Genomic DNA, 17,248 nt, shown 5'->3' on the forward strand with positions numbered 1-17,248 from the left:
ATTTTACACCTTTAATTATGTACTATACTTTAGAACCATCATTTAATTGAATGTAACAATCTTACATATTACAACCTACTTTTAAATGCACTTGATAATATTTCACTTTATTATCATCAATAAAGCCTCGTGTTTGTACCACTTCAAACCAATCCAATTTCCCATGCATTTTATTTGCTTGCTTGATTGCATTATCAATGGCTTTTTCAACTCCTTCCTGAGAAGTCCCAACTAATTCCACAATTTGGTACACTTTATCTGCCACTTTGTTCTCCCCCTAAATGAAGTTGCTCTTGAGCCTTTGCAATGGCCTTACGGATCGCTACTGCTTCATCAGACTGTGCTGGTGCTAATTTTAGTAACCTTTCCCAATAATTTATTGCAGCCTCATAATCATGACTTAAGAAAGCATGCATAGCAAGCATAGCCAAAGCATCAGGCTGATTTGGATTATTTTTTAATAACCTATGAAAAATATCCAAAACATCCGAATTAAACTGCTGATTATTTAATTGCCATGAACTATGGGCATAATGCACTGCAAATTGTTCATCTTCTGGCTGAATCTGATGAGCTTTGGCGAAAGCAAGAGAAGCATTTGGTATATCATTCTGACTAGTATATAACCTGCCTAACAAATACCAACCTTTAGCGCTCTCAGGATGAGCATCTAATTTCGTTTTTAATTTATCGATTAATTCTTGCGGGCTTTTAATGGATTTGAGCATGGACTGAGCCAATTCCTGAGCGTCATTTCGCTGTAGATACTCCTGCCACTGAGCAAAACCTCCCCAAAAATAATATCCTGTAAAAGACATTATAAAAATAAGAGGGACCAGCAAGAATTTAATTGCCCCACTACGCCTCAACGGATAAATAATTACAGTACATGCAAAAATAGTTACAATAAATAATAGGATAACAAGCCACCATTCATTCATGAGAATTTCGCTTAAAACAAGTCCGCCAAAAAATTAAAAACCCCAATAATAAAAATAAAAAAGGGCCATACCATAGTAATAGGGTAACGCTTTTAATGGGTGGCTTAAAAAGTATAAAATCACCATAACGAGAAGTAAGATAATCTCTTATCTCAACATCACTTTTTCCCTCTTTCACTAATTGATAAACCTGCCAACGCAAGTCTTTGGCCAATTCGGCATTTGAATCAGCCAAATCTTGATTTTGACAAACCAGGCAACGTAAATCTTTTAACAGATAATTGAATTGGGCCTCTTTTTGAATTGAATCCAGTGGATACAAGCTATTAGCAAACGCCATAGGCACCAAAATAAGTAATACTATTCCTACAATGGATACTTTCATCAAGATTTCTCCAAATTGTTCATCAAAGGCAAAATATCATTTAACCAAATTTCCTGAGTCATCACCCCTACATATCGGTAGCGAATTACCCCTTTTTTATCAATCACGAAAGTTTCGGGCGCCCCATACACACCTAAATCAATAGCAACCTTTCCTTCTAAATCCTGACCTATCAGTTTATACGGGTTCCCCCATTGATCCAACCATTGCAAAGCATCCGAGGACTTGTCTTTATAATTTAATCCATAGATAGGGACACCTTCTCGAGCCAATTGCAACATAAATATTTGCTCTTCAACACAAGCTTCGCACCAACTAGCCCAGACATTGAGTAATATCACTTGATTGTGAAGGTTTTTTGTGCTGAAAGTGGAATTAGGATCTTGTAATTGCGGCAAAGTAAAATCTGGTAATGATTTTCCAATTTGTACAGACGGTAAATGATGCGGATCCAACGACAATCCCCTCCAAAGGAAAACACTGAGCAAGCAAAAAATTACTATAGGAATGACCCGCCATCCTATTTTCTTCATATTCTTATCCCCTGCACAATAACTGGTACTTTTCTTTTTTGGTAATACCTTCTATCAGTTAAGGCCAGAACACCACCCGCTAAAATCATAAAACCGCCGGCCCATATCCAGCGTATTAAAGGTTTGTAATAAAGACGAACTGACCAGGCATCATCAGACAGCGGTTCCCCCAAAGCGACATAAATATCACGAAAAGGAGTAACATCAATCGCCGACTCAGTCATTGCCATTTGTCCAATGATATACAACCTTTTTTCAGGAAATATCAGTTTGATTTTGTCTTGATATGTTATTGAAAACTCGGCTTTAGTTCCCTTGTAGTTTGGCCCCTGTAAGGGAGTTTGTTTGAGAAAACTGATGTTATATCCCACCAAATTAATTTGTGTACCCGGAGACATCCGAACATCATCTTGTACTCCATAAGCAGTAGAAACAGCAATGCCAATCACTGTTGCTGCAACGCCGCAATGGGCCAACAGCATTCCCCAGTAAGCTTGTGTAATTCCTGTGATACCTCTTTCTTTAATTTTTCTGTAGGCGGCATAGAATGTACTCAAAAGAACCCAGCATCCCAATGTTAAACCTAGTAATGCAGAAAAATTCATTTCGCTAGCAGTACAAAATAATAAAATAAAAGGTAGAACCAGACTGAGTAAGAAAACTCCATTCAATCTATTCAATACATCTCGCCATCGGTCGCTATGCCATTTTAAATGGATGCTTAACCCCATCAACAACAACATAGGGATCATTAAAGGAACAAAAACAGCATTAAAATACGGCGCTCCAACAGACAATTTCCCAAGTCCCAATCCTTCTACCAATAATGGATAAACCGTGCCCATTAATACCGTCAACATAATAACGACTAAAAACACATTATTTAACAACAATGCACTTTCCCTGGACAATGGATGTGGGCTACTGTTGGTTTGCAAGGCTTGAGCCCTAAAAAGAAACAGCATTAATGAGCCGCCAATAACAACTAATAAGAATCCCAGAATGTACAATCCGCGCTGGGGATCAACTGCAAAAGCATGGACCGAAGTTAAAACCCCGGAACGAACTAGAAAAGTACCAATTAAGCTTAGCGAAAACGAGGCGATAGCAAGCAGCATGGTCCATGCTTTAAATTGTTGACGCTGTTCAGTAACCGCCAAAGAATGCAATAATGCAGTACCTACCAGCCAAGGCATAAAAGAAGCATTCTCTACAGGATCCCAAAACCACCAGCCTCCCCAGCCTAATTCTCTATATGCCCACCAGCTCCCCAAAGTAATTCCGGCCGTTAGGCAACACCAAGCAGCCAAAGTCCATGGCCTAGTCCATTTAGACCAGGTTGTTTCTACCTTACCTGCCATAGGGCAGCAATGGCAAAAGCAAAAGCCACAGAAAAACCAACATACCCCATATACAGCATGGGAGGATGAAACAGAAAACCAGGATCCTGTAGTAATGGATTTAAATCACGGCCTTGGGTATCCAGAAATTGAAATTGACGTAAGAAAGGGTTAGAAGTCGTTAAGAGGAAAAGAATGAAACCTATGCTTAACCAGCCCAAAACCACCAAAACACGAGCGCGCATTTCTTTATCTAAGCTGGAGCTAAAAAAGCCAACTAAAATCATCCAAAAGCTAAGGATAGCAACCCAAAGCAGCATAGAGCCTTCATGCCCACCCCAAACAGCGCAGAATTTATAAAACCATGGCAACAACAAACTGGAGTTATTCAATACGTATATCACTGAAAAATCATCGGTAAGAAAACAAATCATCAAGCATATATAAGCGCAAGCCACAAATAAAAATTGCAATATCACATAATTTTTCGCAGCCTCAATCCAATCAGGGCGCTTGAATTGCAAACCTGCCAAAGGAATCAAGGCCAACATACAAGAAGCGACCAAAGCTAAAATTAAAGAGAACAGCCCCAACTCTGCAATCATTTCTTCACCTTATTAGCTAAAGCAGCCTTAACCTCAGGGGGCATATAGTTGGCATCATGTTTTGCCAAAACTTGCACTGCACTAAAATGATGGTTATCTATCACCTCTCCTTCTGCAACAATGCCCTGACCTTCCCTAAACAAATCGGGAAGTATGCCTGAGTAGGTAACAACAATAGTATTTTCAAAATCAGTTATTTTAAACTGAACTTTTAATCCTCTTTTTGATCGCACTATACTGTTTTCTTCAACCATTCCGCCTACACGAATTAAATGTTTTACCGGAGCTCCTCCTGAAACAACCTGTGTTGGAGTATAAAACAAGCTAATATTTTGTCTTAATGCATATAAAACGAGAGCGGCTACCACAGATAAAATAGACAGGGCGAATAATAGGATAAATAACTTGCGTCGTCTTACGGGAGTCATTAAATCTATCTCTTAAACCAACGTTGTAATTTCCTGCGCGTACGAATTCTTTGCCATTTGATTCCTAAAATATTCATAACCAAAACTACACAAACCAAACCATATGCAGGCCAAACATATATGGAATAGCCACCCATGGCTAACCATTCAAAAAATTGATTCATCGGGCTCTCCTTCAAACTGAATCTTAACCCACGATTGTTTTCGTTCTCTCAGCAATACTTCGTTTCGCGCTTTTTCCAGAATAATCCATATAGAATATAGGAAAAAACCAAGCAGGGTAATGAGTAAAGGATATAGCATACTGGGAGCAATTTTGGGCTTGGCAAAAACAGATAAAGTAGCTCCCTGGTGTAGCGTATTCCACCAATAAACGGAATAATGAATAATTGGTAAATCAATCAACCCAACCAGAGACAGAATAGCTATTATTTTATCGCCATCCTCTTTATTTTTTACTGCTTGGTAGGTAGCCAATATTGCTAAATAAAGCAATAAAAGCACTAATTCTGAGGTCAAACGAGCATCCCACACCCACCAGGCTCCCCACATAGGTTTGCCCCAAATGCTGCCAGTCACTAAAGCAAGAAAAGCCATACAGGCACCTACTTGGGCCACCAAATTAAGCAATAAACCTGCCATTTTAATTCGCCAAACCAACAACAATATGGCTAAAAAACCCATCCAAGCATACAATGTCATCGATAAAAAAGCACTAGGAACATGTACGTATATGATTCTGTAAGCTTCTCCTTGCTGATAGTCAGGTGGAGCAAATACTAATCCCCAAACTATCCCAACACCTAAGACAAGCAAAGCACTAATTGCCAACCAAGGAGTAATACGCCCAACACAAGTATAAAAATTTTTGGGTGAAGCTAACTGATATAAAATCTTCCACATAGGAAACAATAAAATCAAAAAAAGAAGGATTTTACCATGCTTCAAAATAATCACAAAATATAGTTCATACAATCATACAAGGGTGTGATTTAAAGCATCTGTTTGTCTTAATTACCTAATAGATTGTAGAACCTTTGCCTAATCAACATAATAAAATATCAGAATGTGGGATTGTTATGATTAACAATAATAATATAATCATCCCAGCTAATAACTAGGCGAGAACATGATGCACATTCCATTTAAAGAACCTGTGTCACCAAGATATATCCATATCACTCCGGAGACGAATCAAGTTCATCTGCTGGTGCCTGTCGTGGGTGGACAAGAAATTTCTACAGACAATACCTGCAAGGCCACAGCAGTATTAAAAAAATTTTTTGATGGCGGAGTGCGTCGAGAACTGGCTATCTATAAAAAAGCATTGGAATTTGATATTGCCTTGCTTGAGCAAGACAATCCTCAGCGGGTGCTCAAAGAAGCTCGTTTAGCTCAAATAGAGATCTATATCGAAGCTGTTTCGGCCATGCAATACAGCTATCGTGAGGCGATGGCAGCCTTTATTGAAAGACCTTCTAATTTATACAGTATCCAATTAAGACCCCATGACCAGGATATTCAATCCAATGTGGTTAATCCCACATTTACTATAGAACGAAGTAATGATGCACAAGGCAATCCACTGTCTGCATTATATAATGCTATGTATGCGCTGTTTCCTGACATTGAGATAAGTATCCCTGATCCACGAACACGCTTGACCAATGCTGTATTAGAAGCCTTACCTGGATTGCCTGCCTTTGCAGACATTCAACGCGTTTTAAAAGAGCAATGTGCTGCATTGTTTGGATTATCCATTGACTTTACCCAAGGCACTGATAGTAAACCAGTGACGAAAGAAGCGATGGATACCATTATGGGCTTTGAAGGCAATGCGACATCCCAAGATTATATCGATGCTCTATTGGGGGCTTGTGCACCTAATATGTGGGAAAATATCCAAACTCCTCCTTTTTACAGTGTTGGCAATATTTCAGAAAATCTATCACCCTCCGAGAAGAGGAATGCGATTGAAGAGAGGACCGAACAATTATCAATACTCACCCAGTTTTTTTTAGCCAACCTGAACGTTTACTGTAAAGCAAAAAACCTCAGCGCTGAAAACTTTGGTAAGGTATTAGATGCTTCTCCTGCTTTAAGTAAACAATTGGTGGACACTGTTTCTATGGCATTGAGCAAAGGTGATAACCTAGAAGAAGAGCTTTGTTATTTTTGTAATATCCAGACAAAGGAATTCAAATTATCCCGCTTTTTAAACACAGAGGATATTACAGCAGTGAAACAAAAATTTGAACGAACCTACTACACGGTGACGGCCACCAAAGAAAATCCTCATATGGATGACTTTATGATTTTGGATATGGAAGCCACAGGAAAAATTGCGAAATTTGTCACCCATCAAGGGGCTATTTGTGTCAATTTCGCAGAAATAGTAGAACCCACCTTACCCAATCAAAATTACTTTGCTCAAGCTCGCAAAAATTTTGCAATACACTCAACCGAAATACAACATGAAAACAAATGGATTGCTGGTGAACTAGAAATAAAACCTGAAGCCCTGCTGGCAAGAATTAACAACGACCAATTAGAAAAACTACCTGAACCTGTCCAAGAAGAATTGCGCCGCACTTCCCCTGCTCTCCATTTGTACTTATTTTTGCATGATGTGGCCAAAGGAAGACAAGAGAAAGCCGAAGCCTTATTGAGGGCTTCGGAAACCCATGCACAAATGTTAATCAGAACTCCTGGTCTCTTCACAGATTATTCCGGCCGGACCTTTCATTGCACTGCTTATGAATACGCCTATTGGGCCAAAGATACCCATATGTGCCGCATGTTAGAGCGACGTATGGATGAAGAAACGAAAGCTTATCTCTTAGAGCGCATCGATGACATGGAGCGTACAGGACTAACCTACCAACAACATGGCAAAGAGCATTGCAGCGTTCATTTTGACTTCGCCCCCCTTAAAACAGCATTACAGAAATCTATTGATGTATATGAGGAGTTGTATGGCACCGATAATTACTGGGATGCAATACTGGAGGCATGGATGGGCATAGGTAAAGCTCAGCGAGATATTCCAGCTCATGTGGCGCAAGAATATTGCAGGGCAGACCGCTCTTTTGACCCACTCCCCCAATTTAATGAGGAAACATTACCGCGAATTTTGGCATTTTTCAATTTTAATACACGCGCTGATGATTCTTGGTTCCCCCTGAAATCAGCTCATTTTGGCCTTGGTTTTGATATTGCACTAACACGCGGCTCGTCATTCGGGATCGCCAATAATTTGCAGTATGGGATAAGAGGAATGGCCATAGGCTGCCAGAGACTAGTGCCAAGCTATATTCCTATTGATTTGGCAGCTATAATCCGCCTTGATGAAGTAAGAACAGCCGATCTCATGCAATCTCGTGATAACTTAAGTTTACCGGTAAACTTGCAGAAGATAAAAATTTAGGGTGTGAAGAATTTTTGTAGTAACCCTTTTTGTTATACGGTTCTCACAGATAGAATAAATCACATCTATAGAATTGCAAAAGAGTTTAATCTACATGACTAATACGGATCACTCCGGCAATTGCATATGGCAGAAAACCAATAGTCAGTAATGACATAGCCAATAATAAAGCCAGATAGCCACTGACTGGCAATCCTTGCATACCAACACTCAAGGTTCCACTTCCAAATATCAGTATGGGTAAAGTTAAAGGTAATAAAATCAATGCCATCAAAGCGCCACGTTGATTAACTCCTACTCCGAATGCAGCTGCCAGTGCGCATAAGAATAATACGGCAGGAGTGCCACAAATCAAACTAACTAGTAAGACACCAGTTTCTGAAATGCTAAATGAATACAATAGAGCTATTAAAGGAGACAAGATTAATAAAGGAGCTACAGACACCAACCAGTGCGCTAAAATTTTTGCGGTTATAATGAGGTTTAATGGTTGTCCTGAAACTAACCATTGTTCAATAACCCCTTGTTCATAATCTTGCTGAAACAACCGCTCCGAAGAAAGAAGCATAGAAAGCAAAATTGCCATCCATATTAATCCAGGAGCAATCATACGCATCAACCCTAATTCTGGTCTTATAGTCAGAGGGAAGATGAATAACAACATTAAAAAAAACAAACAGGAATTTACCAAATATCTGATTTGGCGTACTTGAATCAAGATTTCACGTCTAAACTGCCTGACCAATAATAGCAATGCGAAATTCATAGATAATACTCCCCATAATCCGCTTTGCTTAATGGCAAATCTTGATGGGAAGTAAGTAATACTGCTCCGCCTCTCGCTCGATGCTCCTTAATTTTGGACATAAGAGTAGCAAGAGCGAATGCATCGAGGGCAACCAAAGGCTCATCCAATAACCACAATTTGGCCTGCGTCATCCATAACCTTAATAAAGCAACTTGTCTCTTCTGCCCTGATGACAATAATCCACAAGGATAATCTAAATGATGTTCCAAATGGAATAATGAACATAAGCTTACAATACTTAATCCGTCAGCAGGAAAATGCACGTCAAAGAAACAATTTTCTTTTAGAGTAAGAAAGGGATTAATGCCTGATTTATGCCCCACAAAACATATTTTTTTTTGATAAGAAGCAAGATCTTTATGAATAGACTCACCCTCAAAATGGATCTCTCCTTTTTCTGGCTTCAGCAAGCCAGAAATTAATTTTAGCAAAGTAGTTTTCCCTGCTCCATTAGCCCCTTTTAAATGCAATAAATCGCCGGCAAGCAGATGCAAAGAAATTTTCCGCAACAATGGCTGATCGTAGTAATCAAAATCAAGCTCAATCACATCAAGCATAAGACACATTCATTTAGTTTTAAAATCTGCTCTACTATAACAGCACCTATAAGAAATCCCCAATGACTTCGTTATAGTTATTTAATTTTGTGCTTGCGAAGTCACTTGAGGAACGCCATAATCTGTTTTATTTCTTATTTTTTGCGAAGGTTTATTATGGAATTCCTTAGTGAATATGGTATGTTTCTTTTGAAATGTATAACGCTTGTTATTGCTTTACTCGTTCTTCTTGCTGGTGTATTTTCTATAGGTCGTAAATCCAAACCTAAACTGGAAATCACTTCGCTTAATGAAGAATATGATCATATGAGCTCTTTAATGAACAAAGAGATCTTGGGGAAAAAAGCGAGAAAAAAGAAAAAAACAAAAACATCAAAACCTGTTCTCTATGTTCTTGATTTCAGTGGTGATATTAAAGCAACACAAGTAGAGCAACTAAGAGAAGAAGTCACGTCCGTTCTTAGTGTTGCAAAACCTGAAGATGAAGTCTTGTTAAGATTAGAAAGTCCTGGCGGATCAGTCAATGGTTACGGTCTTGCTGCCGCACAATTACAACGCATCCGAGATAAAAATATTCCGCTAACCATTAGCATAGATAAAATGGCTGCCAGTGGCGGATATTTAATGGCTTGTGTTGCCAATAAAATAATTGCGGCCCCTTTTGCAATAATTGGTTCTATAGGTGTAGTTGCCCAAATCCCCAATTTTCATCGCTGGCTCAAGAAAAACAATATCGATGTAGAGCTTTTAACTGCCGGAGAATACAAACGCACCTTGACGCTTTTTGCAGAAAATACTGAAAAAGGGAGGAAAAAATTTCAAGAGGATCTAGAGAAAATACACTCTGCTTTCAGAGAATATGTTCTCAATAATCGGAATCAACTTAATATTGACAAAGTAGCAACTGGGGAACATTGGATAGCCAAAGATGCTTTTGAACTTAAGCTGGTTGATAAATTGATAACAAGCGACGAATATTTAATAGAAAAAATGAACGATTTTAATGCTTATAAATTAACTGTCCACGCAAAATTACCCATCATAAGTAAAGTACTTAAGCCTGCAATGCGTCTTATTCATCCCTGGATTTAAAGAATTTACATTTAGTAGTGTAGGTCGGATTCTCTATTTGCTTAGAGCCAACCTACCCTATTATCTATTAAAAGAATATGAATTCAGTATCTATTTAAAGCCTTCACTGCTCTAGCACTCTGTTATGACTCTATGCAAGTGTCACATTCTAGAATATTCTAGAACTCACAAAAAAATCATATCTAGGTATATAATTATAGAATAATAATTTTTCTGAGGAGTAAGGCATGAGTGATTTCAAATCGAAGTTACCCGATCTGAATGAATTAACTTCAATGACGGCAAAATTGTTTAGAGGGATTAAAGACAGCGTCCATGAAATAATTCAGGACTATAAACAAAAAAGAGCCCAGCCAGAAACAACTGAAGAACTGAAAACTGAAAATAAACCAACTGAGGCTAAAGCAGAACAAAAAGCTGAAAAAAGTACTCAAGACACTGATAAAGGGCCCGGTGAGAATTAAAGTATAAGTACTGACATACTCTAATTTGTATGCAGTACTTATCCACGTGTTAAACTATTCTATTATCGGAATGCACAGCGCCTAATTTTGAACGTAAACTTTTACAATCCTTGAACAATATGTAAGTGTGCCTACCGTTCCGCCCGATCAGGACGAGTAAGGCCGTATTTTCTCATTTTCTCAACCAAAGTTGTTCTTCTCATATTGAGATAACTGGCGGCATGAGCAACAACCCAGTCCGACTCATCCAAAGCCTGACTAATCAAGGCCAACTCTGTTTTTACCAGATGCTCTTTCAAATCAATACCCTCAGCATTGGAAACAGACTCCTGCTTTATTATTTGTAATAAAGTTTCGCGCTCAGCCCCAGACGGTTCTAAATCCACACAAGATTTGTATTCTCCCCTAAATCTACGAGGCAAATCATTTTTGCTGACAATGCCATTTGGAAAAAGAATAGATAATCGCTCAACTAAATTAGCCAGCTCTCTCACATTACCCGGCCAATGATATTGACATAAAGCACCCATAGCATCCGGCATTAATCGAACTGTGGGCTTGCCTTCTCCTTCAATTCGAGATACCAATTCATTAAAGAGAAGTGGCAAGTCACTACTTCTATTTCTTAATGGAGGCATCTCAATTGGAAAGACATTCAATCTATAGAACAAGTCTTCTCTGAACTTGCCCTCTTTAATAGCAGCTTCTAAATTTCGATGCGTAGCTGCGATAATTCTTACATTAACTTCAATGCTTTTATTTGACCCTACTCTTTCAAAACAACGTTCTTGCAAAACTCTCAATAGTTTCACTTGCATAGCCAATGGCATATCTCCTATTTCATCAAGAAATAGAGTCCCACCGTTAGCTAATTCAAAGCGCCCTTGTCTTGATGTAATAGCGCCCGTAAATGCTCCTTTTTCATGACCAAATAATTCACTCTCTAATAATTCACCTGGTATGGCACCACAGTTAATAGGAATAAATGGTTTGGTTGCCCTGGATGAGAGAGAATGGATATTTCGAGCAACCACTTCCTTACCTGTCCCTGATTCCCCTAAAATCAACACACTAGCTTCCGTATCGGCAACTTGCTCTATTAATTTCCGGACCTGACGAATGCCATCACTATTCCCAACCAAACTTCTAAACAAAGGAGTCTTATAAGTACCTACTGTAAAAAATTTAACATCTTCTCTAGCAATTTGACATCTATGCAGTAATTCAAGTATTTCTGTGTAGCTAAATGGAAATGATAAGCAACCCACTACATTATTTTCAGTACATTGAGTCGCATTCAATGTCACATCAATAACTAATATTGGAATTTTGGGAAATCGTCTAGCTAAAGAATTCAACTCATCTATTGTTTCCTCTAAAGAAACACTGGCTCCGAGCATTATTATACTTGGGTCAGGATTATTGATTAATTGCCACTTATTATATTGAGTCACCTCGCAAGATTGGTCTATAAAATCAAAAATAGTACGAAGCTTAGCACAACGATCTTCATTATCATCGATAATATAAACCTTGTCATTGCTTCTCATAACCTATCCTTAAGTTTGAATAGTATAATTTAAAGTATTGGACACATAGCAGATAACTGTCAAATAATTGTCACCAATTTATTACAACCGCCATAAAATAAAACAAGAAATCCCCTCTGGGGGGCAGCATTCGATAGCCTTTGATTTTAAGTCAGCGAATTTTTAATTTATCTGTAACAAACAATCATCTTAAATGCGGTACATTGGTTGCCAAAACACAATTCCTGGCTACCGATGGTTTTAGTGGCACTCACTTGAGTTTGCTTAATGAAATACTTAGCTTGCATATACCCCATACGGCTACAGAACGAATTAGCTGCTTGTCTACCGCAACCCTTATTACGTTCTAAACACCAATCGATGCGATAATCATTATAACGGGGTACAGCAAATCGCTTCTCACGATAATGATAAGGTTTAGGAGGATTATGTGTTAAACCAATAGCACAAGCGATAGTCATAAAACCATTACAACGCCATCCTTTACATTGGGCTCTGGCACCTAAATAGTTGGTTAACCCCACATTATAGGCAATGACGTTTTGTGTTGAATAATCATAACCTAACATTTGACAATAACGATTTGCTACCGCTTTGCCACACTCTTTTCCATCGAGAGTACAATAATCAAGGCGTTGTCCCAGGTAAGTAGGATGCCAAAAATTACGAAACGCCAAGTTCTGTTTGGTTGAAGCGACTAAGTGGCCGCAAAAAGAACAAAATAATAGTATAAAAATTAGCAAATTTCTCAAATAGATCATTATAACAATCCCTTACCAATTATTTGTACATGTTAGCTTAGGACAGCCAGAAGACTCAATAGAGATTCAAGGCAAAAACATGATTTAATCATTAATACATGAACTTGAAGCTCAGAGAGCAAGAAGATTTTTTTAAAACGATGGTGGGCATGAATTCCCACCATCGAGGCGCAAGGATGATTTGGCCGCTTTTAGGAAAATCTTTTTATCCTCTGAGCCTTCTCGGCCTCGAAAAACATCTATCTTCAATGCAAATGGAGCCTATGATCTTTTTTCGACCCGATTCCCATACCCAGGGACTATCCTGAAAAAATAAGAGGCCATTCTCAAAGATAATTTTTCAAAGCGACTAAACAATGTTATAAAATTAAAAGGGAGAGCATAAGTTTCTTATCACTTTTGAACCTATGCCTAAAATCAAAGGCTAGTCTTTTATGAAAAAATATTTATCTTTACTAATTGTAGCTCTAGTCTTAATAACAGTGGCATGGTTAATTCGCAATCTATGGCTCATAGGCACCGTGAAAGTAGTACATCCTATTTATGGCAATGCAGTTCAAGCAGTTTATGCTACTGGTACCGTTGAGCCAACAGTGATGATGCCGATTGCTGCGCAAAATTCAGCGCGACTTATACAGTTGAATGTTGATGAAGGATCACGAGTAGTGAAGGGGCAAATACTAGCCCAGCTTGAAGATGAACATTTGCAGCAGAACTTAAAAGAACTAATAGAACATGAAAAATTAACAAAAATAAGATACGAACGGAATGCCAAGTTAATTGGTAAAGGAGTCATTTCTAAGGATGAATACGATCGTACATTGTCTGAATGGCAAGCGGCTCGTGCAGCGGTACATAGACTCGAAGCCCAAATTAGTTATTTACGACTTATTGCCCCAGCAGATGGCCTTATTATTAAACGTGACGGTGAAGTAGGTCAATTAATCTCCGCCAATCAAGCAGTATTCTGGCTATCTTGTTGTGCTCCTTTAAGAATCACAGCTGAAGTAGATGAAGAAGATATCGTGCAAGTTAAAACTGGTCAAAAAGTATTGATTCGCTCCGATGCATTTCCAAACCAAATTTTTTATGGTGTAGTGCAGAGTATTACGCCCAAAGGAGATCCTATTGCACGAAGTTATAGAGTTCGGATCAACTTCACTAAAAATAATCCTCTATTAATCGGTATGACAGCAGAAATCAATATTATTGCCCATGAAAAAAAGAATGCCTTATTATTGCCAGTCAGTAGCGTCATTGGAAATACAATTTGGCGAGTAGAAGATGGTAAGTTGACTCAAAGTACAGTGACTGTAGGCGCTAAAGGATTAAAGCAAGTTGAGATTTTAAAAGGCGCTAGCGTTAATGATCTTATTGTCTTACAGCCTAATAACGAATTAGAGCAAGGTCAAAAAGTACGTTTCATTCTTGTTAAACAGGATGAATAATGAAACTATTTTTAATGATTGCTTTAAAACATTTACTCGCCCGCAAACGACAAAGCTTGGTTTCTTTGATGGGTATTGTGTTAGGGGTAGCATTTTTTTTAACAATCTCATCATTGATGCAAGGATCCGAAAAGGATTTTATCAAACGATTAGTTGATAATTCTCCCCATATTACCATTGTCGATGAATACCGCAATCCTCGTCCCCAGCCTGTTCAGCAATTATATAAACATGGTGCCATTGAAATCCGTAGCGTTAAACCATTAACCGAAATTCGAGGAATTCGCGGATATGAGCAAATAATAGAGAATTTATTAGATACCATCTCTGGAATTATTATTTCGCCAGTACTAGTTGGACAAGCTATAGTGACTTATGCGGGGAAAGATTTCTCAATTACTATGAATGGGATGGTTCCCGAAGAGATAAAAAAAGTTTCTACTATTGAAAATTACATCATTTCAGGGACAATTGATAACCTAATAATTAATCTCGATGGTATTGTTTTAGGAAGCGAACTCGCGCGCAAACTATCTCTTGCAATGGATGATAATGTCACAGTCACAGCACCTTCTGGGCAGGTGCGAACTTTTAAAATTGTTGGCATTTTTCGAACAGGCCGTTCAGATTTCGACTCCAATCAGGCCTTTGTTAATATCAAGCGAGTACAAGCCTTATTAAATCGACCTAACCGTGCCAACAACATAATGATTAAATTACCCAATCCTTACCAAGCTTATGATATCGCTGCTCAAATCGAACAACAAATCGGTTATCAAGCGATATCCTGGCAAGAAAAATCCGAAGATTTACTTAGTACACTCGTCATAAGAAATATCATTATGTATAGCGTAGTCAGCGCTGTTTTAATCGTCGCAGCATTTGGAATCTATAATGTGATTTCAACTGTAGTAATGGAAAAGCATCGAGACATCGCCATTCTTAAATCCATAGGCTTTCAACAACGTGATATTCTATTGATTTTCATTATTGAAGGATTTCTCCTTGGAGTGGTCGGATGCTTGTTAGGACTGCCTTTAGGGAGTGGTTTAATGTACAGCCTCATGCAAGTGAGATTCAAACCACCAGGTAGTTCAGAGTTTGTTAATATGCCACTTGATTGGGGTTATTTACAATTTACCATCGCAACAGCTTTTGCAATGACAGCCTCAATCGTAGCATCACTTCTTCCTGCTCGTAAGGCAGCTCTGGTTCATCCTGTTGATATTCTTCGAGGAGGGGGAGTATGAAGAATATCATAATAAAAACAAAAGATCTTTCCCGCCAGCTATCAGGCGAAGTACCTGTCACTTTAGTAGAAGATATCAATCTCGAAATTAAACAGGGAGAATTCTTAGTGATTACTGGACCATCAGGTTCTGGTAAATCTTCATTACTTTATTTGTTAGGGTTACTTGATAAACCTTCTAAAGGCAAAATTTGGTTGAATGGTGAAGACACATCTGCTTATGGAGAGGAAAAACTAGCCTTTACGAGGCTAATTCAAATTGGGTATGTTTTCCAATTCCATTTTTTATTACCTGAATTTACGGCACTAGAGAATGTGATGCTCCCTATGCAACGTTTACGAAAATTAAGCTCCAGTGCTATAAAAAGTCGTGCTGCTGAGCTTTTAGCTAGCTTCGGTTTAGGAGATCAATTATCAAAATTACCTAAACAACTATCAGGGGGACAAAGCCAACGTGTTGCTATTGCGAGAGCATTAGCTAATAATCCTTTATTAATCTTAGCAGATGAGCCTACAGGAAACCTTGATACCGCTTCCAGTAAGAATGTGCAAAATATACTAAAAGAGCTTGCTCATGAATATGCACGAGCTGTTGTCATTGTAACGCACGATGTTGATTTTGCAGCTACAGCAGATAGAATAATCCATATTGTTGATGGTAAAGTCGTTTAAATTGGATTAGGGCTATCTATAAACAAATGCTCTAACTCAAAATAATGGGCAAGATGAATACCCAAAGCTTGAATCCCATAACGCTCAGTCGCATGATGACCGCAGGAAAAATATTGAATACCTAACTCCATCGCTTGATAGTATGTTCGCTCAGACACTTCCCCGCTTAAGTAGGCATCTACACCAAGCTTATATGCTTCTTCGATAAAATCTTGAGCAGCTCCTGTGCACCATGCTATCGAGTGAATCAAATTTTCATTTCCAGGAATATGCACAGGGTGCCGTCCTAATTTTTGTTCCAAAAATTCAGAAAACTGCTTACCAGGCATTGCCTTAGGTAGTTTTCCAGACCAAAGCAAATTCTCCGTATGATTCACCTTATGCATTGCAATGGATTCTACTAATAATAAATTAGCCAAACTGGCATTATTCCCTAATTCAGGATGGCAATCTAAGGGCAGATGATAAGCAAATAAATTCACATTGTGGTTTAATAATTTGGCAATTCGCTGACGTTTCATCCCGGAGATCACGGGATTCTCGCCTCTCCAAAAATATCCATGATGAACCAATAGTGCATCAGCCTGCCATTCAATGGCTTGAGTAATCACCTCTTCTGATGCACTAACCGCAGTACAAATACGTTTAATGCAGTCTTTGCCTTCAACCTGAATTCCATTAGGAGCGTAATCCTGAAATTGAGAACAATCCAAAAAATTCAGGAGATAAAGGCTTAATTCGTCTCTTGTAATCACCGGTCTGAAACTCGCTTAATATCTGCGCCTAATAGAGATAATTTCTCTTCGATTCGTTCATAACCTCTATCAACATGATAAATTCGCTCAACCACTGTTTCACCTTCTGCAACTAACCCAGCTAAAATCAAGCTTGCTGATGCTCTTAAATCCGTTGCCATTACCGGAGCACCAGTTAATTTTTCCACACCCTGAACCACAGCTGTATTGCCATTAAGCTTAATATTAGCGCC

18 protein-coding genes and 2 pseudogenes are annotated in these 17,248 nt (G+C 38.5%); 6 read left to right on the forward strand and 14 right to left on the reverse strand.

Going from position 1 to position 17,248, the window contains the following annotated elements; all coding sequences use genetic code 11:
- Positions 1–61: 61 nt before the first annotated feature.
- The 8 genes and pseudogenes from OK13_RS07540 to ccmC all read right to left on the reverse strand — a co-directional run bounded on the left by OK13_RS07540 (position 62) and on the right by ccmC (position 5,135).
- Complete coding sequence (locus OK13_RS07540) at positions 62–265, reverse strand: dodecin (protein WP_035889545.1); 204 nt, start codon at positions 263–265, stop codon at positions 62–64.
- A complete protein-coding gene (locus tag OK13_RS07545; RefSeq protein ID WP_035889551.1) occupies positions 255–941 on the reverse strand; it encodes a tetratricopeptide repeat protein in 687 nt (228 codons plus the stop codon). Before OK13_RS07545 ends, OK13_RS07540 begins: the two co-directional genes overlap by 11 nt.
- Positions 934–1,326, reverse strand: a complete 393-nt coding sequence (locus OK13_RS07550) for a cytochrome c-type biogenesis protein (RefSeq protein WP_035889557.1) — start codon at positions 1,324–1,326, stop codon at positions 934–936. The genes OK13_RS07545 and OK13_RS07550 overlap by 8 nt, the downstream gene beginning before the upstream one ends.
- Positions 1,326–1,859 carry a DsbE family thiol:disulfide interchange protein gene (locus tag OK13_RS07555; protein WP_035889563.1) on the reverse strand — a complete coding sequence of 178 codons (534 nt, stop codon included), beginning with the start codon at positions 1,857–1,859 and terminating at the stop codon, positions 1,326–1,328. Before OK13_RS07555 ends, OK13_RS07550 begins: the two co-directional genes overlap by 1 nt.
- A pseudogene (locus OK13_RS07560) lies at positions 1,856–3,804 on the reverse strand (heme lyase CcmF/NrfE family subunit). The gene OK13_RS07555 and the pseudogene OK13_RS07560 overlap by 4 nt, the downstream one beginning before the upstream one ends.
- Complete coding sequence (ccmE, locus tag OK13_RS07565) at positions 3,801–4,232, reverse strand: cytochrome c maturation protein CcmE (protein ID WP_035889570.1); 432 nt, start codon at positions 4,230–4,232, stop codon at positions 3,801–3,803. The pseudogene OK13_RS07560 and the gene ccmE overlap by 4 nt, the downstream one beginning before the upstream one ends.
- A 5-nt stretch (positions 4,233–4,237) precedes the next feature.
- Positions 4,238–4,396 (reverse strand): heme exporter protein CcmD, encoded by a 159-nt coding sequence (gene ccmD / locus OK13_RS07570; RefSeq protein WP_035889572.1) that lies wholly within the window; start codon positions 4,394–4,396, stop codon positions 4,238–4,240.
- Entirely contained in the window at positions 4,380–5,135 is a 756-nt protein-coding gene (gene ccmC, locus OK13_RS07575) for a heme ABC transporter permease CcmC (protein WP_035889614.1), read from the reverse strand. Before ccmC ends, ccmD begins: the two co-directional genes overlap by 17 nt.
- A 226-nt stretch (positions 5,136–5,361) precedes the next feature.
- Between ccmC and OK13_RS07580 the strand changes: the two genes are divergently transcribed.
- On the forward strand, positions 5,362–7,659 hold the full coding sequence (locus OK13_RS07580; RefSeq protein ID WP_241480472.1) for a hypothetical protein: 2,298 nt from the start codon (positions 5,362–5,364) through the stop codon (positions 7,657–7,659).
- Positions 7,660–7,744: 85 nt separating this feature from the next.
- Here OK13_RS07580 and ccmB read toward each other — a convergent pair whose 3' ends face one another.
- Together ccmB and ccmA are read right to left on the reverse strand one after the other, a co-directional pair.
- Complete coding sequence (gene ccmB / locus OK13_RS07585; RefSeq protein ID WP_035889574.1) at positions 7,745–8,425, reverse strand: heme exporter protein CcmB; 681 nt, start codon at positions 8,423–8,425, stop codon at positions 7,745–7,747.
- Complete coding sequence (ccmA, locus tag OK13_RS07590) at positions 8,422–9,024, reverse strand: heme ABC exporter ATP-binding protein CcmA (RefSeq protein WP_035889576.1); 603 nt, start codon at positions 9,022–9,024, stop codon at positions 8,422–8,424. The genes ccmB and ccmA overlap by 4 nt, the downstream gene beginning before the upstream one ends.
- 156 nt (positions 9,025–9,180) lie before the next feature.
- Between ccmA and sohB the strand changes: the two genes are divergently transcribed.
- Together sohB and OK13_RS07600 are read left to right on the forward strand one after the other, a co-directional pair.
- Positions 9,181–10,116 carry a protease SohB gene (gene sohB, locus OK13_RS07595; RefSeq protein ID WP_035889578.1) on the forward strand — a complete coding sequence of 312 codons (936 nt, stop codon included), beginning with the start codon at positions 9,181–9,183 and terminating at the stop codon, positions 10,114–10,116.
- A gap of 227 nt (positions 10,117–10,343) precedes the next feature.
- The gene (locus OK13_RS07600) at positions 10,344–10,580 is read left to right on the forward strand and encodes a hypothetical protein (RefSeq protein ID WP_035889580.1); all 237 of its coding nucleotides are present in this window, start codon (positions 10,344–10,346) and stop codon (positions 10,578–10,580) included.
- Positions 10,581–10,711: 131 nt separating this feature from the next.
- Here the strand turns inward: OK13_RS07600 and OK13_RS07605 are convergent, their stop codons facing one another.
- Together OK13_RS07605 and OK13_RS07610 are read right to left on the reverse strand one after the other, a co-directional pair.
- The gene (locus tag OK13_RS07605; protein ID WP_035889582.1) at positions 10,712–12,130 is read right to left on the reverse strand and encodes a sigma-54 dependent transcriptional regulator; all 1,419 of its coding nucleotides are present in this window, start codon (positions 12,128–12,130) and stop codon (positions 10,712–10,714) included.
- 167 nt (positions 12,131–12,297) lie between these two features.
- On the reverse strand, positions 12,298–12,891 hold the full coding sequence (locus OK13_RS07610) for a hypothetical protein (RefSeq protein WP_035889584.1): 594 nt from the start codon (positions 12,889–12,891) through the stop codon (positions 12,298–12,300).
- A 434-nt stretch (positions 12,892–13,325) separates the two neighbouring features.
- Here OK13_RS07610 and OK13_RS07620 point away from each other — a divergent pair, with 434 nt between their 5' ends.
- Genes OK13_RS07620 through OK13_RS07630 form a run of 3 tightly spaced genes read left to right on the forward strand, consistent with a single transcriptional unit; the run spans position 13,326 to position 16,260 of the window.
- The gene (locus OK13_RS07620) at positions 13,326–14,339 is read left to right on the forward strand and encodes an efflux RND transporter periplasmic adaptor subunit (RefSeq protein WP_035889594.1); all 1,014 of its coding nucleotides are present in this window, start codon (positions 13,326–13,328) and stop codon (positions 14,337–14,339) included.
- Complete coding sequence (locus OK13_RS07625; RefSeq protein ID WP_035889600.1) at positions 14,339–15,589, forward strand: ABC transporter permease; 1,251 nt, start codon at positions 14,339–14,341, stop codon at positions 15,587–15,589. The genes OK13_RS07620 and OK13_RS07625 overlap by 1 nt, the downstream gene beginning before the upstream one ends.
- On the forward strand, positions 15,586–16,260 hold the full coding sequence (locus tag OK13_RS07630; RefSeq protein WP_035889606.1) for an ABC transporter ATP-binding protein: 675 nt from the start codon (positions 15,586–15,588) through the stop codon (positions 16,258–16,260). Before OK13_RS07625 ends, OK13_RS07630 begins: the two co-directional genes overlap by 4 nt.
- On the opposite strand, the gene OK13_RS07635 is transcribed toward OK13_RS07630, so the two are convergent.
- Together OK13_RS07635 and OK13_RS07640 are read right to left on the reverse strand one after the other, a co-directional pair.
- Positions 16,257–17,015: a Nif3-like dinuclear metal center hexameric protein gene (locus OK13_RS07635; RefSeq protein ID WP_081964896.1), complete on the reverse strand. Its 759-nt coding sequence runs from the start codon at positions 17,013–17,015 to the stop codon at positions 16,257–16,259. The genes OK13_RS07630 and OK13_RS07635 overlap by 4 nt on opposite strands.
- Positions 17,012–17,248: pseudogene (locus tag OK13_RS07640) on the reverse strand (UDP-N-acetylglucosamine 1-carboxyvinyltransferase); the annotation flags it as partial. The pseudogene OK13_RS07640 and the gene OK13_RS07635, both read right to left, overlap by 4 nt.

The organism is Legionella norrlandica (assembly GCF_000770585.1).
GTDB lineage: Bacteria > Pseudomonadota > Gammaproteobacteria > Legionellales > Legionellaceae > Legionella > Legionella norrlandica.